At 30.0% G+C, this 20,128-nt stretch carries 9 protein-coding genes and 3 tRNA genes; 5 read left to right on the plus strand and 7 right to left on the minus strand.

Annotated features, from left to right (window positions below; translation table 11 throughout):
- Positions 1-48 precede the first annotated feature (48 nt).
- Entirely contained in the window at positions 49-4,329 is a 4,281-nt protein-coding gene (locus KQI68_RS06210) for a 2-hydroxyacyl-CoA dehydratase (protein ID WP_216549265.1), read from the minus strand.
- Positions 4,330-4,651: 322 nt separating this feature from the next.
- Complete coding sequence (locus tag KQI68_RS06215; RefSeq protein WP_216549266.1) at positions 4,652-4,822, minus strand: DUF362 domain-containing protein; 171 nt, start codon at positions 4,820-4,822, stop codon at positions 4,652-4,654.
- Positions 4,823-5,337: 515 nt separating this feature from the next.
- Here KQI68_RS06215 and KQI68_RS06220 point away from each other — a divergent pair.
- The 3 genes from KQI68_RS06220 to KQI68_RS06230 all read left to right on the plus strand — a co-directional run bounded on the left by KQI68_RS06220 (position 5,338) and on the right by KQI68_RS06230 (position 5,594).
- A tRNA-Ser gene (locus KQI68_RS06220) sits at positions 5,338-5,428 on the plus strand.
- Positions 5,429-5,435: 7 nt separating this feature from the next.
- Positions 5,436-5,512, plus strand: a tRNA-Ile gene (locus tag KQI68_RS06225).
- 6 nt (positions 5,513-5,518) lie between these two features.
- Positions 5,519-5,594, plus strand: a tRNA-Phe gene (locus tag KQI68_RS06230).
- 99 nt (positions 5,595-5,693) lie between these two features.
- Here the strand turns inward: KQI68_RS06230 and KQI68_RS06235 are convergent.
- Positions 5,694-6,218 carry a cysteine hydrolase family protein gene (locus tag KQI68_RS06235; protein WP_216549267.1) on the minus strand — a complete coding sequence of 175 codons (525 nt, stop codon included), beginning with the start codon at positions 6,216-6,218 and terminating at the stop codon, positions 5,694-5,696.
- Between the two features lie 78 nt (positions 6,219-6,296).
- On the opposite strand from KQI68_RS06235, the gene sfsA reads away from it, so the two are divergent.
- On the plus strand, positions 6,297-7,028 hold the full coding sequence (gene sfsA, locus KQI68_RS06240; protein ID WP_216549268.1) for a DNA/RNA nuclease SfsA: 732 nt from the start codon (positions 6,297-6,299) through the stop codon (positions 7,026-7,028).
- The gene (locus KQI68_RS06245; protein WP_216549269.1) at positions 6,986-7,492 is read left to right on the plus strand and encodes a GNAT family N-acetyltransferase; all 507 of its coding nucleotides are present in this window, start codon (positions 6,986-6,988) and stop codon (positions 7,490-7,492) included. The genes sfsA and KQI68_RS06245 overlap by 43 nt, the downstream gene beginning before the upstream one ends.
- A gap of 31 nt (positions 7,493-7,523) precedes the next feature.
- Here the strand turns inward: KQI68_RS06245 and mgtE are convergent, their stop codons facing one another.
- From mgtE to KQI68_RS06265, 4 genes are all read right to left on the minus strand, one after another.
- Positions 7,524-8,861, minus strand: a complete 1,338-nt coding sequence (gene mgtE / locus KQI68_RS06250; RefSeq protein ID WP_216549270.1) for a magnesium transporter — start codon at positions 8,859-8,861, stop codon at positions 7,524-7,526.
- Positions 8,845-10,704 carry an ATP-dependent helicase gene (locus KQI68_RS10500; RefSeq protein WP_216549271.1) on the minus strand — a complete coding sequence of 620 codons (1,860 nt, stop codon included), beginning with the start codon at positions 10,702-10,704 and terminating at the stop codon, positions 8,845-8,847. Before KQI68_RS10500 ends, mgtE begins: the two co-directional genes overlap by 17 nt.
- A gap of 136 nt (positions 10,705-10,840) precedes the next feature.
- Positions 10,841-11,722: a stalk domain-containing protein gene (locus tag KQI68_RS06260; protein WP_216549272.1), complete on the minus strand. Its 882-nt coding sequence runs from the start codon at positions 11,720-11,722 to the stop codon at positions 10,841-10,843.
- A 175-nt stretch (positions 11,723-11,897) separates the two neighbouring features.
- On the minus strand, positions 11,898-20,105 hold the full coding sequence (locus KQI68_RS06265; RefSeq protein ID WP_216549273.1) for an S-layer homology domain-containing protein: 8,208 nt from the start codon (positions 20,103-20,105) through the stop codon (positions 11,898-11,900).
- Between the last annotated feature and the right edge of the window lie 23 nt (positions 20,106-20,128).

Below are 20,128 nucleotides of genomic sequence, written 5' to 3' on the forward strand. Positions count from 1 at the left end.
AATTTAATATGTATTAGAAAAAGGGTAGAATGAAATCTACCCTTTCTTTTATAGCTTCATTGAAGCTGTACTTTTAAGTTTTTCAACTTTGTATTTATTGTCATCATCTTCCATATTTTTCCTAGCTTGTGAAAGCATGAGCTTTATTCTGTTAAATTGATTTACTTCTGAAGCTGAAGCATCGTAATCAATTGGAATTATATTTGCCTTTTCATATGTGTTTCTAATTGCTTTTATAACTCCCTTACCAGTAATATGGTTAGGAAGGCAACCAAAAGGTTGAACACAAATTATATTTTCAACGCCATCTTCTATTAACTCAACCATTTCACCAGTTAGAAGCCAGCCTTCTCCATATTGATTTCCAAGATCTACATATTTTTTGGCATAATCTACAATCTCTTCTATCTTTCCTGGAGGAGTAAATCTAGTGCCTTCAAGTGCTTCTCTTATATATTTTCTGTAAGATTCAATATAACTTATTCCTATTTCGCAAATGAATGATGTAAGTCTTGATTTAGAAAGTTCTTCAGCCTTTGCCTTTGCATTCTTAAATGAATACATCATAAAGTCTGTAATATCAGAAATTACAACTTCTGCTCCCTCCTCTTCAAGAAGGTCTGCTACATAGTTGTTTGCAGCTGGATGATATTTAACTAGTATTTCTCCAACAATTCCAACTTTTGGTTTCTTTTCATTAGTTATTTCTAGTCTTTCAAATTCAGAAACCATTTTATTTACATTTTCTTTGAAAGATTTTTTGCTGTAACTTAAATCACTTGAACTTACAATATCCATCCATCTATCTCTTAGTATATTAGTTGATCCTTTAATCACTTCATAAGGTCTAGTCGCTTGAGTAAGTCTCATAATTAAATCTGCGTATAAAAGTGCTTGCACTAATTTTGTTCCAAGCCTTACTAAAGTTACTTTATCAAGCTCTAGTCCTGGATGCGATTCAATTTGTTGGAAAGAAAGACCAATTACTGGAATGTGCCCATAACCTGCATCTGCAAGTGCTTTTCTTATAAATCCAACATAGTTTGAAGCTCTACAAGCTCCACCAGTTTGACTCATTAAAAGTGCAATTTTATTTGTGTCATATTTTCCAGACTTAATTGCATCTATAAATTGACCAACTACAAATATCGATGGATAACATGAGTCGTTATTTACATATCTAAGTCCTTCGTTGACAACTTTGTGTCCATCGTCTTGAAGAACTTCAATATTAATTCCCTCTTGACGAAGTATTGGTTCAAAGATGCTAAAGTGAAGTGGTGCCATTTGAGGCATTAAGATAGTGTAATTATCTTCCTTCATTTTCTTAGTAAATAAAACTGGATTGTCATCAAGCAGTCCTTCTAAGTCAGCATCAATTTTTTCAAATTCACGTTTTTCAGCTGCTTCAATTAAAGATCTAATTCTAATTTTTACAGATCCTAAGTTTGAAACTTCATCTATTTTTAAAACAGTATAAATCTTGTTATAAGATTCAAGAATGTGTTGAACTTGGTCAGTTGTTACTGCATCAATACCGCAGCCAAAGGAATTCAATTGTACTAGTTCAAGATTGTCGTGTTCCCCAACAAATTTTGCCGCTCTATAAAGTCTAGAGTGATAATTCCATTGGTCAAGGACTCTAATTCTTGAATCAATTTCAACATTTCTTGCAACTGCATCTTCAGAGATAACTGCAAGTCCAAGACTTGTTATAAGTTCTGGAATTCCGTGATTTATTTCTGGGTCAATGTGATAAGGTCTACCTGATAAAACAATGGCTTTTTGACCTTTTCTTTCGATTTCTTCAAGAATTCTAGTACCTTCATTTAGCACATCCATTCTGTATCTGTCTTGCTCTTCGTAAGCAAGTCTTACAGCTTTCTTAACTTCTGATGATGGGATGTCTTTGAATACATCTGAAAGTCTCTTTTCAAGTTTCTTTCTATCATCAAAGGACAAAAATGGATTCATAAATTTAATATTTCCATTTAAAATTTCATCTACATTATTTTTAATAACTTCAGAATATCCAGCAACTACTGGACAGTTTAAAGTATTGTCAGCATTTTTAAATTGCTTTTCTTCATAAAACACTGCAGGATAGAATATAAATTTAATTCCCTGTTCGATTAAATCTTCTATATGACCGTGAGAAATTTTTGCAGGATAGCAAGCAGTTTCACTTGTTATTGTTTCAATTCCCTTTTCATAAACTTCTCTTGTACTCTTTGCCGAAAGTTTTACTGAATAGCCAAGTTCAGTGAAGAATGTATGCCAAAATGGGTAGTTTTCATAAATATTTAGGACCCTTGGAATACCAACAACTCCACGCTTAGCAGTTTTTTCATCTAATGATTCGTAATCAAATACTCTTTGATACTTATATCTGTACATATTTGGAAGTTCATCTTCACTGCTTCTAACTTTACCTGCTCCCTTTTCACATCTATTTCCAGAGATAAATCTTTTTCCATTAGGGAAGATATTTACAGATAAACTGCAGTGATTTGTACATTGTCGACAATTTGTAGAAATTGATCTATATGTGAACTCATCAAGTTCTGCTGCTGAAATTAAACTAGATTTGCCATCAGATTTTTCCTTAGCAATAAGAGCCATTCCAAGTGCTCCCATTAGTCCTGCAATTTTTGGTCTTGTAACTTCAACACCTGTTAAATTTTCAAATGCTCTTAAAACTGCATCTGATAAGAAAGTACCACCTTGTACAACAATATGCTGACCTAAATCTTTAGGGTCTCTAATTTTTATAACTTTTTGAATTGCATTTCTAATTACCGAATATGCAAGACCTGCAGAAATATCTGCAACTGACGCACCTTCTTTTTGAGCTTGTTTTACATTTGAATTCATAAATACAGTACATCTTGATCCTAAATCCACAGGCGTGCGAGATTTTGTAGCTTCGTTTGCAAATTCACTTGCACTCATATTTACTGAATGAGCAAAAGTTTCAAGAAATGACCCACAGCCAGCAGAACATGCCTCATTTAGAAGAATTGATTCAATTACCCCATCTCTAATTTTCATGGACTTCATGTCTTGTCCACCAATGTCTAGAATAAAATCAACTTTCGGGTCAAAAAATTTAGCTGCAGTAAAGTGGGCAATTGTCTCAACTTCACCTATATCAAGATTAAGAGCTGCCTTTAAAAATTCCTCTCCATAACCTGTAGTTCCGCAACCTGCAAAGTATGAATCATCATTTTTTAATCTATAAATTTCTTTTAATTGCTCAACAGCAATATCTAAGGGATTGCCATTATTAGAGCCGTAAAAACTAAATAAGAGTTCATTTTTATCAGATATAGCAACAACTTTTGAAGTAGTTGATCCTGAGTCAATACCTAAATAAATTGGTCCCCTATATGTCTTTATATCAACTTCTTTTAAATCTTTTGTTTCGTGTTTTTTCCTAAAATCTATAACTTCTTCATCGCTTGTAAATAAAGGATCCATAACATCATTTTGTGAAATCTCAACACTTTCTCCCTTATTAACTCTATTTAAAAGTTCAACAAAAGATATAGGTTTAGATTCAATGCTTGATAAAGCTGCACCAAGTGCCACAAAGATTTGTGAATTTTCTGGAGCAATTACTTCATCTTCAGTTAGATTTAATGTCTCAATAAATCTTTCTTTAAGCATTGGCAAGAAATGAAGTGGTCCACCTAAGAAAGCAACGCGACCTCTGATAGGTCTACCGCAGGCAAGATTAGATATAGTTTGATTTACAACTGATTGGAAAACAGATACTGCAATATCTGCCTTGCTTGCTCCTTGATTTACAAGTGCTTGCACATCAGTCTTTGCAAATACACCACATCTTGAAGCAATTGGATAAAGCTTTTTATAATCCTTAGCCATTTCATTTAAACCAGCAGCATCAGTTTGTAAAAGAGATGCCATTTGATCTATAAATGCACCTGTACCGCCTGCACAAATACTGTTCATCCTTTGTTCAACAGAGCCTCTTAGATAAGTGATTTTAGAATCTTCGCCACCAAGCTCAATTGCAACATCAGTTTCAGGTATAAAACAAGAAATAGCTTCCCTACCGGCAACTACTTCTTGAATAAAATCTATGTCTAAAAATTCGTGAACTGATAGTCCACCACTACCTGTAACATTAATTGTTACAGTGTCGTATTTGAAATCATTGTATACTTCATTTATAACATCTTTGACAGTTTTTCTTACATCAGAAAAATGTCTTCTATATGTTTTATATAGGATATTGAGTTTTTTGTCTAAAATAACAAGTTTTACTGTAGTTGAACCTACATCCAATCCCATATGGATTAGCATACTTTATTACTCCCTTCAAATTAAAAAATATAGTTCAAAAATAGAACTATATTATACCACCGTTTTTTCTCCTCGATTAATTAAATATTTCTATTTCAATAAGTATTTTAATAAAATTTTTTAATCATTATATTAATTCCATTCTAATAAAAATCTAAGAAATGTCTAAGATTAATTTACTTCTATTTTCCGATAAAGTCAAGTGAAAAGTACATTTTTTAAATTTTTTGAAGTAAATAAAAAAATCTGCCTGGTTATTCAAGCAGATTTTTTATAAAAATAGACAAAAAAATAAGGCCTAAGCCTTATTTTTTCTACATAATTAGTCTTCAGGATTTGGTGCACCTACTGGACAAACTGCTGCACAGCTGCCACAATCGATACATTGATCTTGATCAATTTCGTAAATATCTCCTTCAGAAATACAGTTAACTGGACATTCTGGAAGACATGCACCACAAGCGATGCAAGAATCATTAATTACATATGCCATATCTATTTACCTCCATAAGATTTTTATACCATTTATGAATACCATTCATAATCTTCTGAAATTATAATAACATAAAGATATATAAAATACAATCATTTATTATTATTTTTTTATGAATATTTTGTGTGAAATTATTGTTAATTTTATGTTAATCCCATAATTTCAATATTAATTGTCATTATTTTTTGAAATTTTTGTTTTAATTGATACTGCTTTTCAAAAAGAACTATATATTAAAACTAATAATCATAGTAAATTACTAGGGAATATTATTTTTATTTTTTCTTTTGATTTTCCCTTTGCCTATTTTATAATCTATAAATTTATTTTGATTTTAAATTAATTTTAATTATTAAATTTACACTTTATTTTTCTAATCTTTTATGAGATAATGTAAAAACAGCAGCTGAAGAGGCTTTGTAAATATTTAATAAAATTTGTAAATAACTGTTGACAAAGTCACAAATCTCTTGTAAAATAGGTAAAGTAAGTTGCTAAAGAGTACACTTCTAAGTGGAGAAATACTCAAGTGGCTGAAGAGGCTCCCCTGCTAAGGGAGTAGGTCCCGCAAGGGTCGCGAGGGTTCAAATCCCTCTTTCTCCGCCAATGGTGAGGGCCTTTAGCTCAGTTGGTTAGAGCGCCCGGCTCATAACCGGTAGGTCCCGGGTTCAAGTCCCTGAAGGCCCACCATTACTTGCCCAGATAGCTCAGTCGGTAGAGCAGAGGACTGAAAATCCTCGTGTCGCTGGTTCGATTCCGGCTCTGGGCACCACAAAAGACTGTTGAGTTTTACAACAGTCTTTTTTATTTGCTTTTTTATAATTTTTTTAATTTTATTCATAAAAGTTGGCTACGTATTAGCTAAGATTTTTTAAATTATTTTAATATGACAGGACTCAAGCACATCTATTGCACTTTTCTTTTTCTCATCTGTCAATCCTTCTGTTAAGTCTTTGTATAGGTAAATATTTTTCTCAGGTAAAAATGCTTTTGTAATTAAAATATTTGATACTACACAAATATCTGCTACAAGTCCTACAAAATATATATTTTCCAGATTCTCTTTATCATCTAAGTCTTTTAAATACTCTCCCAATTTTATTGAGCCAAAGGTATATTTTTCAATAATTTTAGAATCTTTAAAAGACTTCGTTTCTTGAAGAGCTTTTGCAATTTCATGTCCTTCTGTTCCCCTAATGCAATGCTCTATTGGAAGATTTTGTCCTTCAAAGGTATCTAGATAATTCTTCTCATGAGTGTCTTTTGTATAGACCACTTCTCCATTAAATTCATTTACTTTTTCTACTATTTTATTTAATAGATTAATGCCATCTTTACTTTTTAAAGAACCATCAATAAAATCATTTTGCATATCTATTACAATTAATACGTCCATAAAGACCTCCTTTTTTCCTATTTTATATGAAATTTTACTTAAACTAAAGTAAAATGTATAATATTTTATGGTGATTAAATGAAATATAAAAGTATAATGTCAGCTACATTTTTATATAGAAAAAATAGATTTATCTCAGTTTGTAAAAAAGGATTTTTAGAGCTTGAAGTTTATGTTCCTAATACTGGTAGATGTAATGAGCTTTTAATTCATGGAACAAAAGTGTATCTTGCCTATAATGACAATCCTAATAGAAAAACTTCTTACACACTTATAATGGTTCAAAAGGGCGATAAATTAATTAACATTGATTCACAAGCTCCAAACACATTAGTTGAAGAAGGTCTTAATAATGGAAAGATTGACATTGGTTTCTCCCCTACCTATATCAAAAGAGAATACACTCATGGTGATTCTAGATTTGATTTTTATATTGAAGGAAAAAACAAAAAGATTCTTTTAGAAGTTAAAGGAGTTACTCTTGAAAATTGTGGCATCACTGCTTTTCCCGATGCTCCAACAAAAAGAGGATTAAAGCATATCAAAGGTCTTGTAAATTCTCAAGATGAATATGAAGCTTATATAGTTTTTGTAATTCAAATGGAAGATGCCAAAATTTTTACTCCTAATTATGTAACTGACAAAGACTTTTCAGAAACTCTTAAAAATGCAAAAGAAAATGGTGTAAATATCATTGCATATAATTGCGAAGTTTTTAAAAATGAAATTAATATAAAAGAAGAAATACCTGTTGACTTGGAGGAAATATGGAATTTAGACTTGCAAAACCAGAAGACAAATCTCAAATAGATGAAATATATGAAGATGGATCAAATAAATTAAGAAAAGAGGGAATTAATCAGTGGCAAGGCGTTGATAAGCCAAACACAGATAATCTTGAACAATTAATAAAAGATAAAATTATTTATGTCGTAGAAGATGAAAATAAAATTGTATCCACTGCTCTTATTTATAACTACGACATAGATTATGAAAGTAATTTAGATGGAGATTGGGTTTCAGATGGTCCTTATATTTCTATTCACAGAGTTGGAACTATTTCTACAGAGAGAAATAAAGGCTATGGCAGAAAAATTTTAGAATTATGCGAAAATTATGCAAAAGAAAATAATTTTGATTCCATTAGAATTGATACTCATGAAATGAATACATCAATGCAAAGACTTTTAAAAAGTTTAGATTATAATCACTGCGGATTTGTTTATTTAGGGGGAATTAATAAGAGAATTGCTTTTGAAAAGATTATAAAATAAGACCCGGTTATCCAGGTCTTTTATTTTTATATTAAATTAATTTTGGCAAAAACACAGTCGCCATTCCAAGGAATATAAAGAAACCACAAGTATCTGTAAATGTCGTTAAAAATATTGAAGACGCAATTGCTGGGTCGACTTTTAATTTATCAAGCACTAGTGGAATTAAAAATCCCATGGAACAGGCAATAATCATATTAAATATCATTGCCAAGAAAAGAATTAAACCGAGATATAAATTTCTGTGCCAAAAAACAAATACTCCTGCTGCACAAAGTCCTATTAGAGCCCCTTCAGTAAGTCCAAGGAACATTTCCTTGAAAATTAATTTAAAGTCATCTTTAAGGGACATTTCTCCCCTTGCAATGGAAGTTAAAATAATTGAAAGCGTCTGGGATCCTGCGTTACCTCCCATACCTGTGACAATTGGCATTGCTGCAGAAAGTACAACTACTTGCGAAATAGTTGATTCAAAAGATTTTACAACAAAAGATGCTAAAAATGCCGTCAAAAGATTTATTATAAGCCAGGGTATTCTACTTTTAAAAGAATCAAACCAACTAGAGTCGTATTCTTCATCGGCGTTAACACCGTGCATTTGTAAGATATCTTCGTTGTGCTCTTGTTCGATGATTGGGATGATATCTTCTGAAGTTATAACTCCTAAAATTGCCATATTGCTATTTACTACTGGCAGCAAGTCAAGCTCATACTTACTAAATAAGTTTGCTGCGATTTCTTGGTCATCGGTTCCATATACATAAAAGTCAACTTCTTCAAGAATGTCTTCTAAGAGAGTTTTTGCATCATATACAAGTAAATCTCTAATAGTTACAATTCCTTGAAGTCTGTGATAATCATCTGTTACGAAAATCTCATCTATTATTTCCTTTTCAGGAGATATTGACCTAATCTTTTTTATGGCTTCTTCTGCAGTTAAATTTTTCTTAAGCGCTATGAAGTTTGTAGACATTATACCGCCGGCAGATTCTTCATCAAAGGATAAAATCATCTTTAAAATATTAGAATCGGCCTTTTTCATTATTGATAAAATCGACTTTCTTCTAGCAGTTGACATAAGACCTAAAAGGTCTGCTACAATAGAGTCTTCCATATGAGTGAAAATTTCAATTAATTCTTCATTAGAAAAGTCCCTAGTAATTTCTAAAAGTATGTCATCTTCAGAAGCTTCAAGAAGAGTTGCCACATTTTCATTAGTCAAGAGCCTTACAAACTTTTCAATATCATCAGATTCTAATTTCTCAAGTTCCATTGATATATCAACTGCGTGATAATCATCGAATAGCCCATTGGCTAGAACTTCGTCTCTTCCATTAATTATAATATTAAGTTCATCCATTAATTCCATTATCTTCACCTGCCAAAGTTTCTAAATCCGATAGAAAACTTGAAACCTCATTTTTGTTTCCATTTGTGTAATGTGAATACATGAGATAAAGTTCATCTTTCGCTCTAGTCATCGCTACATAAAATAGCCTTCTTTCTTCCTCAATTAAGTCTTCGTCTTCGCCCAAAGCATCAATACTTGTGCTTGAAGGCAAAGTTCCTTCATATAAGTCTACAACAAAAACCCTTGAAAATTCAAGTCCTTTAGCAGAATGTATAGTTGAAAATGTAATATTTGCATCTGAATCTTTGGGCTTCTTTAAAATATATTCTAACTCTTTAAGTCTACCTATAAATAATTCATAGGAGTCTACATTTTTTGCAATTAATTTTAAATAATATAAATATTCATTTAAACTTGGAACAGTTTCCTTTAATCTCTTTGCATTATCTCTTAAATAGTCGCCGTAACCCATTTCCTTGTCAATATAATTAATTGCAGTGTAAACATCACTTCTTGCAATCTTCTTAAATCCAACTAATAAATTGTTTATATTCTTGTGATAATAAGGTGGAAGTCCAGGATAACCCTTTAATATATTAAAAACATTCTTCCCTCTATGCTTTTTAAGGTACTCAATATGCCTTTTTGAAATATATCCAATGAGTTTAAAATAAAACTTTTCATATAAATCAATATCTGATAAGTCTCTAGAAAATTCTAAGATATTTAAAATATCTCGAGTTATAAAATGTGAGAAAAATTTTGTCTTTTTATCTTTTATATTAAAATTATAATTTTTTCTCTCAAAATATTCAACAAGACCAATGCTTGACAAATTATTTCTGTATAGAATTGCGGTGTCTAAATCGCTTTTATTTATTTCATCTTCTATAATTTTATATTGATCCTTCGGCTCTTTAACTTTTATAATGCTCACAGGATTTTTAAAGGGATTGTCTGTTACAAGAGTCTTTTCAAATCTATTTTTATTTTGCTCAATGAAAATATTTGAAATATTTACAATATTTTTAGTGGAACGGAAATTATCCTGCATATAAAAGGTCTTTAAATTTTTATAATCTTCTTTTAATTTAAATAATTCACTGGGATTTGCACCTCTAAAACCATAAATAGATTGATCATCATCTGCAACGACAAATAAATTATCATCAGGCTTAGCAAGAAGCTTTAAAACTAAAAATTGTGACTTACTAGTATCCTGTCCCTCATCAAGTTGGATGTATTTAAATCTGTATCTGTATTTTTTTCTAATGCTGGCATCTTCTTTAAGAATCACATAGGATTTAGTAATCATATCATCAAAGTCTATTAAATTTTTTTCTTCTTTATACTTCTCATAGGAATTATAAAAATTCTGGAAGTTTTGCGTTTCACATCTTTTTGATTTTGCAAAGGATTTTGGACTTATCATCGCATTTTTGCAATAGCCAACTTCTGAAATTGCAGTCTCAATTCTATCCTCAGTTGGATAGTCGCTGTTTACTTTCATATAAATCCCACGAAGTATTTCATATTTTTTTGAAATATTTGAATCGATAAGATTGTAAACTCTTCCAACTTTATTTGCATAATCTCTAATAATCGAATAGCAAAATGCGTGAATAGTTGAGAAATATGGTTTATGCACAGAATCCATTTTATAAAATCTATTTTGAATATCCACAGCTTGTGCCTTTGAAAAAGTAATAGTCAAAATACTTTTTGGATCAATTCCCAAGTCTATTAATTTTTTTGTTCTATGAAGTATCATCGTAGTTTTCCCAGCACCAGGCACTGCTAGAACAATTGCAGGTCCATCTATATGCTCGATTGCTTTTAATTGACTTGATGTTAATTTCACTTAATCACTCCTATTAAATAGTTTAAACTATTTTTAAGATATTTGAAATCTATTTTATTATATCAGCTCCAATTAAAAAATTCTCCCACCAAAAAGGCAGGAGAATTAATTGAGAAAATATGAATTTATAATAGATTTATCTGTTGATAACTACAGATCTAGTGTTGCCATCCCAATCTACTTTTGCACCTAAGATTTCTGCAATTGCTCTTAGGGGTACGAAAGTTCTTGAATCTTTAATAACTGCTGGTGAATCAATAGTAATATTTTTACCATTTGCTTGAATTTCTTTTGAACCGATAACAAGACTTGCTTTATTGTCACCAATTACAACAGTCTTAGTTTCATTTTTCCAATCAACCTTTTCTCCAAGAGCTTCAGATATAAATCTTAGAGGAACCATAGTTCTTCCATTTTCAATATAAGCTGGAGTTTCAGGCTTGATTTCTTTATTATTTACAATAATTTTAATATCAGATTTAGAAGCTTTTTCTACTTTGTCTGCTGCTTTCGCATGATTTTTTTCTTGTTTTGCATCTTTATTTTCTGACTTTAATTCCTTTGCATTAGCCCAATCAAATTTAAGATAAGCCTTTTGTTCTCCTGAACCTTTGCCACCACCAGCTATGGCATCCATTGCATCAACCCATACAGCAACAAGAATTTTTTCTTCTTTAGGATTTACTCTTTCAAATTCATGAATCTTATTGTATTCTCCTTCAACTGGAGTTTGCTTAGTTTCAACTTTATTAGAATTATCATCAGCATCAAATACAAAAAGATTTGTAATTTCTCCTTCCATGTTCATGAAATTCATCTTTTTAAGATTTAATGTATAAAAATATTTGCCATCTTTTTCTTCAACTTCTGCAGTTTTCTTTAGCGCAGTATTACCCATAGATTCCTTACCAGGCTCTCCAAATTTTTCAAGTTTAACAGGCACTTCATATTTTGCTGCAAATATAGAATTTGGAATTAATACCAAAGCTAATAATAATGTTAAAAGTATTTTTTTCATTTTACACTCCTTTAATATTTAGAGCTGCTTTTGCAGCTCTTTCAATTATTTGATAATAGTTAAGGATTGTCCTTCTATTTTAAAGCTTTTGTGAGTACTTCAATATATCAAATATTACTTAATTTAATATAAAATTTCTGGGACTATCCCCTATCTTACTACAACTACTAAAATATTATTGATGATCTATATTGTATAAAACTTGTGCTACTTGAGCTCTTGTAAAGGCTGTCTTTGGAGAAAAGTTTCCATTTTCCATTCCCTTTACTACACCAAGTTTTGCCATTTCAGCTACTGAATCTTTAGCCCATGGAGCAATCGTATTATTATCATTGAAGTTTACATTACCTTTAACAGATAAGTTTTTATTTGCAATTTTTAAGAACTTACTCATCATTACTGCCATTTCTTCTCTAGTTAGTTCCTTGTCTGGTGCAAATTTATTATTGCCAACTCCATTTACTATGCCCATCTTGCTTGCCCATGCAATGTATGGACTATAATAAGTGTTTGAATTAACATCGCTAAAGCTTTGAGAAGAATATTCTGAAGTATTTACATTTAACATTCTTCCAAGAACAGTAACAAATTGACCTCTTGTTATAGCTTTGTTAGGTCCAAATTCAGTATTGCTTAGTCCTTTAAAATATCCTTTAGATACAACATAATCAATTGCATTCTTTGCCCAATGTCCGTTAATGTCGTTAAAATTATTGACATCAGCTTTGTTGCTATTAATAATATTGTTTTTCTTTTCTTCTTCTTTCTTTTTATCTTCAGATTTCTTTGGCATTTCTACCTTCTTGTTAGGAGCAGGTGTATTAAATCTAGAATCTTCTTTGGTTACAGTTGCGCCTGACCAGTTGAATCTTAAGATAGCATCTTGAGCAGATGACATTGCAGACACTTCAAAGGAAACTCTTTGAGTATAAACTTTAGAATTTGTAGTCCAGCTAAATGTTCCATTATATCCTCTTGATGCAGTGTATTTAGTTCCACCATCGTAAATATAAAGTGTATCTACGCCTGCTGTTTTATCTCCAATAGTAAGTTTTCCAAATTGAACAGTATATGTGAATCTTCCGTCTTTTTCTTCAACTTTTGCATAAGAAGTTAAAACTTTATTTGCCATTGATTCTCCACCAGTTATTTTTTCAGCATATACTGGGACTTCATAAAATCTATTGCCTTTTTTCTTTGCATTTAAATTTGATTTAGCTACAGAAAGATCTCTAACTGCTTTATCAACTTCGTTTTGGATTGCATTTTTATCATTATATACAGCTTTAGCTTTACGAAGTTCCGCTCTAAATTCTCTTAAATAAACATCATCTTCAAAATCTCTTTCATAAATCCTTTCAGATTCTTTAATTAAATTAAATAAATCTATCTTATTAACATTTTCTTTAAGATTTGAAATTGCATTTTCAAGATTTGTTTTTGCTTCATTTACTTTTTCTTGTGTTGCATTTGAATCTTTAATTAAATCTTTTGCTACTTTTAATGCTTTTTCAAAATTCTTTACAGATTCAGAAGTATATTTTGAAGTAGAAATTCCATTTGCTTTTTTAATTACCTTATCAAGTTCAGTCTTATCTATTTTTTTAGCTGGTGGAATTACTTTATTTTCTTCAAATTTATTTATTGCATTTTCAAGATTTGTTTTTGCTTCATCCACTTTATCTTGTTTTGCATTAATATCATTGTATACTTCTTTCGCTTTATTTAAGGCTTCTTTAAATTTTGCAAACGAATCAGTTGTATAATCAGATTCCTTCTTTCCATTTGCACTATCAATTAAAGCCTTTAAAGCATCTTTATTAACCTTAACTGTTGGTGGTGTTTCAGGTTCTTTTTTCTTTGATGCGTTTTCTATAGCTGTGTTTAATTTAGAAATTGCATTTGTTACATCTTCTTCAGATGCAGCTTTGTTTGTAATTACAGTGCTTGCATTAGTTAATGCATCGTTTAATTGCTTTTTAGCTTCTTCTGTAGCAGATGCAAAATCTTTATTTTCTATTGATTTAACTAATTTTATTAATTCAGTCTTTTTAACTTCTGTATTTTGATCTTGACCCTCTTCTTGTGAAATAACTTCTTTTTGATCAAGATTTACATGAATATCAACACCTATTGGCATTGGCATGTCCTTCGCTTCCATTACTGCTGGAATATCATAGACTCTATCAAGATCAATGCTTTTTAAATTAATAATATATTGCTCAGGTCTTGTTTCTAGACCTTCTCCAACACTAGTTGTTATAACCTCTCCAATTGGAGTCTTATCAGTTGAATTATTATATAATTTAGTAACATATTTACCTTGCATACTATTTGATGGTATTAATGTAATTGTTAATTTAGCATTATCGCCCTCAACTAATAATTCTGCGTTCGGAACTAGTGTATCACCGCCCATAGCAACTGGATTCCCCTTATTTGTTGCACTATAGAATGCTACAGGTACTTTATAAATCACTTTTTTAGCTACTGGTGGAGTATAATTATCAAAAGCACTTATTGCATTTTGTAAACTTGTTAGGGCATTATTTAAAACATCTTGAATTGTTGCTGTATTTAAAATATTTGTTGCAATTGTAATTGAAGCTGATAATTTATCTTTTTCAGATTGAGGTTTATCATCATTAAGCTTTGCTTTTGCATTTTCAATTAATTGTTCTAATGCATCTTTATTTAATTCAACCTCGTTATCACTTTCATTAAATTCTTTTATAGCAGCATTAAGTCTAGCTATGGCTTTATCTAATGCATCTTTATTTTTAATGCTATCTAGAGAAGTTTCAATATCATCAATAACACTTACAAGCTTATTAAAAGCTTCTGCTGTCTTATTACCTTTTTTTATTTCTTTAGCTTTTTCTATTTTACTTATTAAAGCAGATTTATCTAATACTTTAGATTCTTCTTTAGCTTCCCATTTTGCTATTAATGTGATACTTCCAGTTATAGTTTTAGAGAAGTCAAACTCATCATTACCATTAAACCAACCTTTAAATACATAATTCTTGCCGTCTTTGCCTTGAACTTCTGTTATATCCTTTTCAAATCCAGTTGGTTTAGTTAACTTACCATTTTCTTCTACTGCTTGAGCTTTAGGTGCATCTGTGTGATCAGTTTTAAATGTTACTGTATAAGTCTTCTTATTTTCTTCTGTATTTGCAAAAGATAAAATTGCATCTGCTTCTTTGTTACCAGTTTCAGTTTTAACATCAAGCTTCAAATCAACGCTTTGTTGGTCTTTATTAACTTGCATTCTAACCTTAGTTGGAGAATTAAATTCTTCGTTATTAACTCTAACTTTTTCTTTAGATAAAACATCTGCATCTTTTAATTCATCATTAAACTTATACTTGACACTAGAAACTGCTTGTACATATTCTTTTGTAACATCGCGAGAACCTGTAGCCTTTTCAACTGCTTTAAAACTTACTTCAACATAATATTTATCGTTTACCTTTTTACTTATAGCTTTTCCAACAACTATTTCCGGATTTATTTCTAAAGGTTTGTTATCCTTATTCTTTAAGGATACTTTTATTTCTTTAGATTCTTGTGCTTCAATGTTTTTAAGTTCTGCAACAGCTTTTTCTAAAGCTTTTAGATGTTCTTCCTTTTTGTATCCTGCTTTTATTCCGTTTCGTTTAGCGTTATCAACCCATGACCTAGCGTCACTAATCTTTATTTTTAAAGCATCAATACTATCTTTTGTAAAATTACCATTAAGTTTAGTTTCTGATTCTTTTATTTTTTCTTCCAATTTAGAAGTATCATATACTAATACATCATCTATTGATTTTATTGCATTATATGCATCACTTATTTTTTTATAATCTGATGCTTCTTTTAGTGCATCTTTAGCCTGTTTTATTATTTCTTTATATTTATTTAATGATTCAGCAGTGTATTTGCCAGTTTCACCTTCAAATTCTCTTAGATTTGCTTCCGCTCCTGTTATATAAGTTTGCTTTATTTCATATGCATTTCTAAGAGCTTCGCCAACTGGAACTAAATCATTATATGCCTTTTCAATGTTTTCTCTTGTTGCACTTGGATTAGCTACTACTTGTTTAGCCTTATTTATTTCATTTACTAAATTATTTTTAAGAGTTTCATTTAAATCTTTATTATTTTTTGTGAAACTTGATAAACTTTCATATCCTTTTATTAATTCAATTAAAGGTCCCTTATCAACTTTATATTCATTTTCGTTAAATCCATCCACTAAAGAATCCCAGTTAATTCTAATTCTTGCATTAGGACTATATTCTTCTGAGCTTAAGAAAGTTAAATAGAATAATTGTACAGGTATATCTTTTTGATTCTCTTTTACTTCTAATCTTAAGAATGAAGGAGATTCAAATGAATTATTTCCAACTTTTACTGGTACTTTACCTAATACTTGGGCAAATTTTTCTTGTCCATCTAATGTGTATTTTAACTTAGTTAATGCACCTGTTGTTTCCATCTTTTTAGTACTTGGATTCTCATTTTGCATTGGCACAATTTGAAGTTGTAAATACCATTTTCCATTTTCCTTTGTTAATTTTGCTTTATTCCAAAGTACATCTTTAGCCATAGAAAGTTTTTCTTCTTTTTCATGATATAACTCAACAGTTGCAGTTTTTGTTGCTTCTACATTAACATCTGAGTCTTTTTTATCAGGAGTTTGTGAGAAATTTTCTATTGCTTTTTCTAATGCTTCATCAGCTTTATTAATATCTGCTTGATTATTTGCCTTCAATGCATTTTTTGCAGTTTCTATTGCTTTATTTAAATCAACTTTAGCTTTTTCTTCTTTATTGCTTTTTGCTAAAATATCTTTTGCTTTTGCAATTGTTTTTTCTAATTTATCAGTTTTAAATACATCGTTAGAATTTTTATAATCTTCAATAGCTTTTTCTAAAGTTTTAACTGCATTATCAATCTCATCTTGTTTTGTTGATTTTAATAATTTTTTTGCAGATTCAATTGCAGCATCAATAGTAGTGTTTGCTTCTTCTGATTTAGTATTATTTTTCTTTAATTTTTTAGCTTCTTCTATTTTTTCTTCTAAAGCTCTAGTTGTAACATCTTTAGCTGTCTTTTCTTCTAAAGCTTCCATTGCCTTATCCAGTCTCTTAATCCATGTATCGTAAACTAATATATCAAGATTTACACCATCTTTCCCTTTGTTTTCATCTTTATTAGTATTTTTAGGATCGTTTATATCTGCTAAAAATGCCTTTGCACCATAAGAATTTGATAACCCTTTATAGTTAATTGTATCTTTATCATAATATGGCTTATATGAAATATCTGGTTGCTTATATCCATAAAGAGTATCTTTTAAAGCTTTAACACCTTGATCTTTATATTTTCCAGAATTAATTTTTTCTTCCGCTTCTTTGATTTTTGTTTCAAGAGCTGTCGGATCAAGTCTTAAATAAGAATATAATTCATTTAACTTAGCTGTATATTCTTTTAAATCATTTTGAGATATAGTTGGTTGTTTTTTCTTAGCTAATTCTAATAAAATTCCATCAACTTTATCTACTGATTCTTGAGTATATCTCTTTGAAGTTTTTATTTCATTAATATTATCCACTTCATCTTGTAATCTATCGATAAAGTTTACCCATGGTTGTATAGCTAGAGAATATCCTTCAAGCTTATTAATAAACCCTTCTTTTTCTTTAGTAGCTTTTGTTTTTATTTCATCACTTTGGTTTAAAGCAGAAATTATTTCACTCTTTATATTAACTTTTTTAGTTTTTATTTTTTGATTTTCGCCATTGTTTTGGTTCCATTCTACTGACTTGTCAACTGAATCAAAGACATCTATTTCATCTGGTAAATAAGTTTGAACTTTATTAAAGTTTTCTTTTAGAGTATCTAATCTTGTATTTAAAGTTTTGTCTATTGATTCACTTTCCTCTTTTGATTGTTTTTTATTTTCATTTTTTACAAATAAATATATACTAAAGTCATATCCTTTTTTATTTGTCTTAGAACTATCATATGCATCAGTTGATAAAACTAATCTTGCGTTTTTATTATCATCAATATCCTTTTCAATATCGAAATTAATTGTAAATTCCATTGGAATTTCTTGTGGTGTGTTTTGACCGACTACTTCTTTACTTTCTTTTTTAGTAACTTCAGCATTTTTAGAGCCAGTATATTGTATTGCAGTTAAATATGTTTTTACTTTCCCGTCTTGCATTTCAGGATTTACCTTTAATTTTAACTTTTTATTTACTGGGTCATAAATTCCCCTTGGTTCAACTAATCTTTCAAGATAAGTTTTTTCATTTCCATCTTGGTTTTTAATATCTAATGGAACTTCATATGGTTTAGTTTGTTCTTTTTTCTCATCTTTTTTATTTATTTCTCCAGAAATAAGTTTTTTGTTTTTTAAATCTAAACCAACTGATATAGCGTTTAGCTCATCATCGCCCATTTTATCTACATCATGATACTTAACATTAATATAAACTGCCGGACTAAGTGTAGATTTCCCAAATACATTAGTTAGAGCTACTTCTCTTAAAATATCCTTTCCTTCATGTTTTCCGTTAGCTGATATTACATCTCCCTTTTTTTGTTGAAATTCTGCGTCATAGTATGTTAAATCAGTTATAAAGTTATTATTTTTTTCAAATGTCAGTACAATCTTATTTTCTTTTTCATAGTATTTTGCAGTATTTTTTAGTAATGGTCTAACCTTATCGTTTGATACAGACGTTACAGGAACTTCATATACCGCATTTGATTGAGATTTTTTTGAATCATCACTTATTTCTGGCACAGGTTGTCCATCTTTTCCTTTGAGAGCTTTTATAGCTTCATCTAATTTTTTATATTGTTCTTCTGTTTCGTTATAACTTGGAGAATAAGTTTTATTTGCTTCTAGCCATTTTTCTGCTTTTGTTAAAGCTAGTTTCATTGCTAGATAGCTTTCTTGTTCACATTTAGATTCCTCATATTTCTTTGCTTTTTCAACTAATTTTTCAAGTTTTGAAGTATTATATTTAAGAATCCTGTTTTGTGATGCTCCTTGAACCATGTTAATTCTGTCAACTAATTCCTTAGCATCTAAATCTCCTGCTTCTTTTTCAGTGTTTTCTAAGAATTTCTTAAAGTTTTCTATACTTTCCTTTGTATATTTATCTTCATTTATTACATCCTTAGAACTAATATCTTCCATTGCTTCTGCTACTTTAATATTTAATACTTCCATTAAAGTAAATGCATTTTCTATTTCATAAATAGGTTGAGCGTATTCTAATGCCTTTGTCATAGAAGGTTTATCAGAGTTTCTAAGTTGATTTAATTTTTCGATGCTTTCTGTTACTTTTGCAATCCTTTCTTTATCTTTGTCTACATCAGCATCAAGATATTTCCCTATTAAGATTTCTCCTCTTTTTATCCAATATTTAATTCTAGCTTTTGTCTTTTTAGAAAATCTATCAGAGTTATCAGTTAGAGTTGTTTTTCCCATAGCAGCATAATCTATATCTATTCCAAAAGGACCCACTTTTTTAGTTTCTCCCTCACTGTCTACATAGGACATGGATTCAACTACTAACTGCTCTCCATTAAGTTCTGCTGGAATTGGAATCGCAACTAAATCATTTTTCTTTAGATTCTTAGGGGCTGAACTTCCTATACTTGCCCAAATATCTTTTCCTGATACTTTTCTTAAAACCAGTGAATTAATCTTATTTTTTGAAACAAATAATAAATCTAATTCATTTCCCCATTTTACAATTTGCATTTCAGAGAAAATATCTTTAATCTCTTGAATTTCTTTTCCAGTCTTCTTATATACAGATGTATTTCCATCTGTATAATCTTGTCTAACTTCTACTATTTTAAAATTCTTACTACCTTCGTAGTCTCCATCTTCTTTTAATTTTTGATCATTATTAACAGAATATAAATCTAAAATTCTATTAAGTTCTGCTAATAAAGCATTTGCCCCATCTTGATCTAAAGAATCCACGTTATTTTTTGCTTTTGCAAGTTCATCATATATTGCATACCAAGCAGTTTCAGAAATTTGATCAGCTGTTAATATATAAGAATCTTTACTGTAGAGCTTTCCGCTATCATCAACATCTTCATAATCACCTAGGTCAATACCTGGTGTATAATTTGTATTGTGAGGTGGAGCTAGATAATCTGTTCCTAATAAATGTTTTTGAATTTCTTGATTTCTTTGAATTTCTTCAATCTTTTGTTTTATAGCTTGTTTTGTTTCGCTATTTGCTGGTGTGAATGCAAATACTGGTGTTGCTGTACTCAGCATTGTTATTATTGATAAGCCCAGTGCTACTTTTTTATGCAAGCTAATTATATTTGGCTTTTCTTTTTTGTTCATTTTACTCCTTCTTTCTTTATATA

The organism is Peptoniphilus ovalis, assembly GCF_018919265.1.
GTDB lineage: Bacteria > Bacillota > Clostridia > Tissierellales > Peptoniphilaceae > Peptoniphilus_A > Peptoniphilus_A ovalis.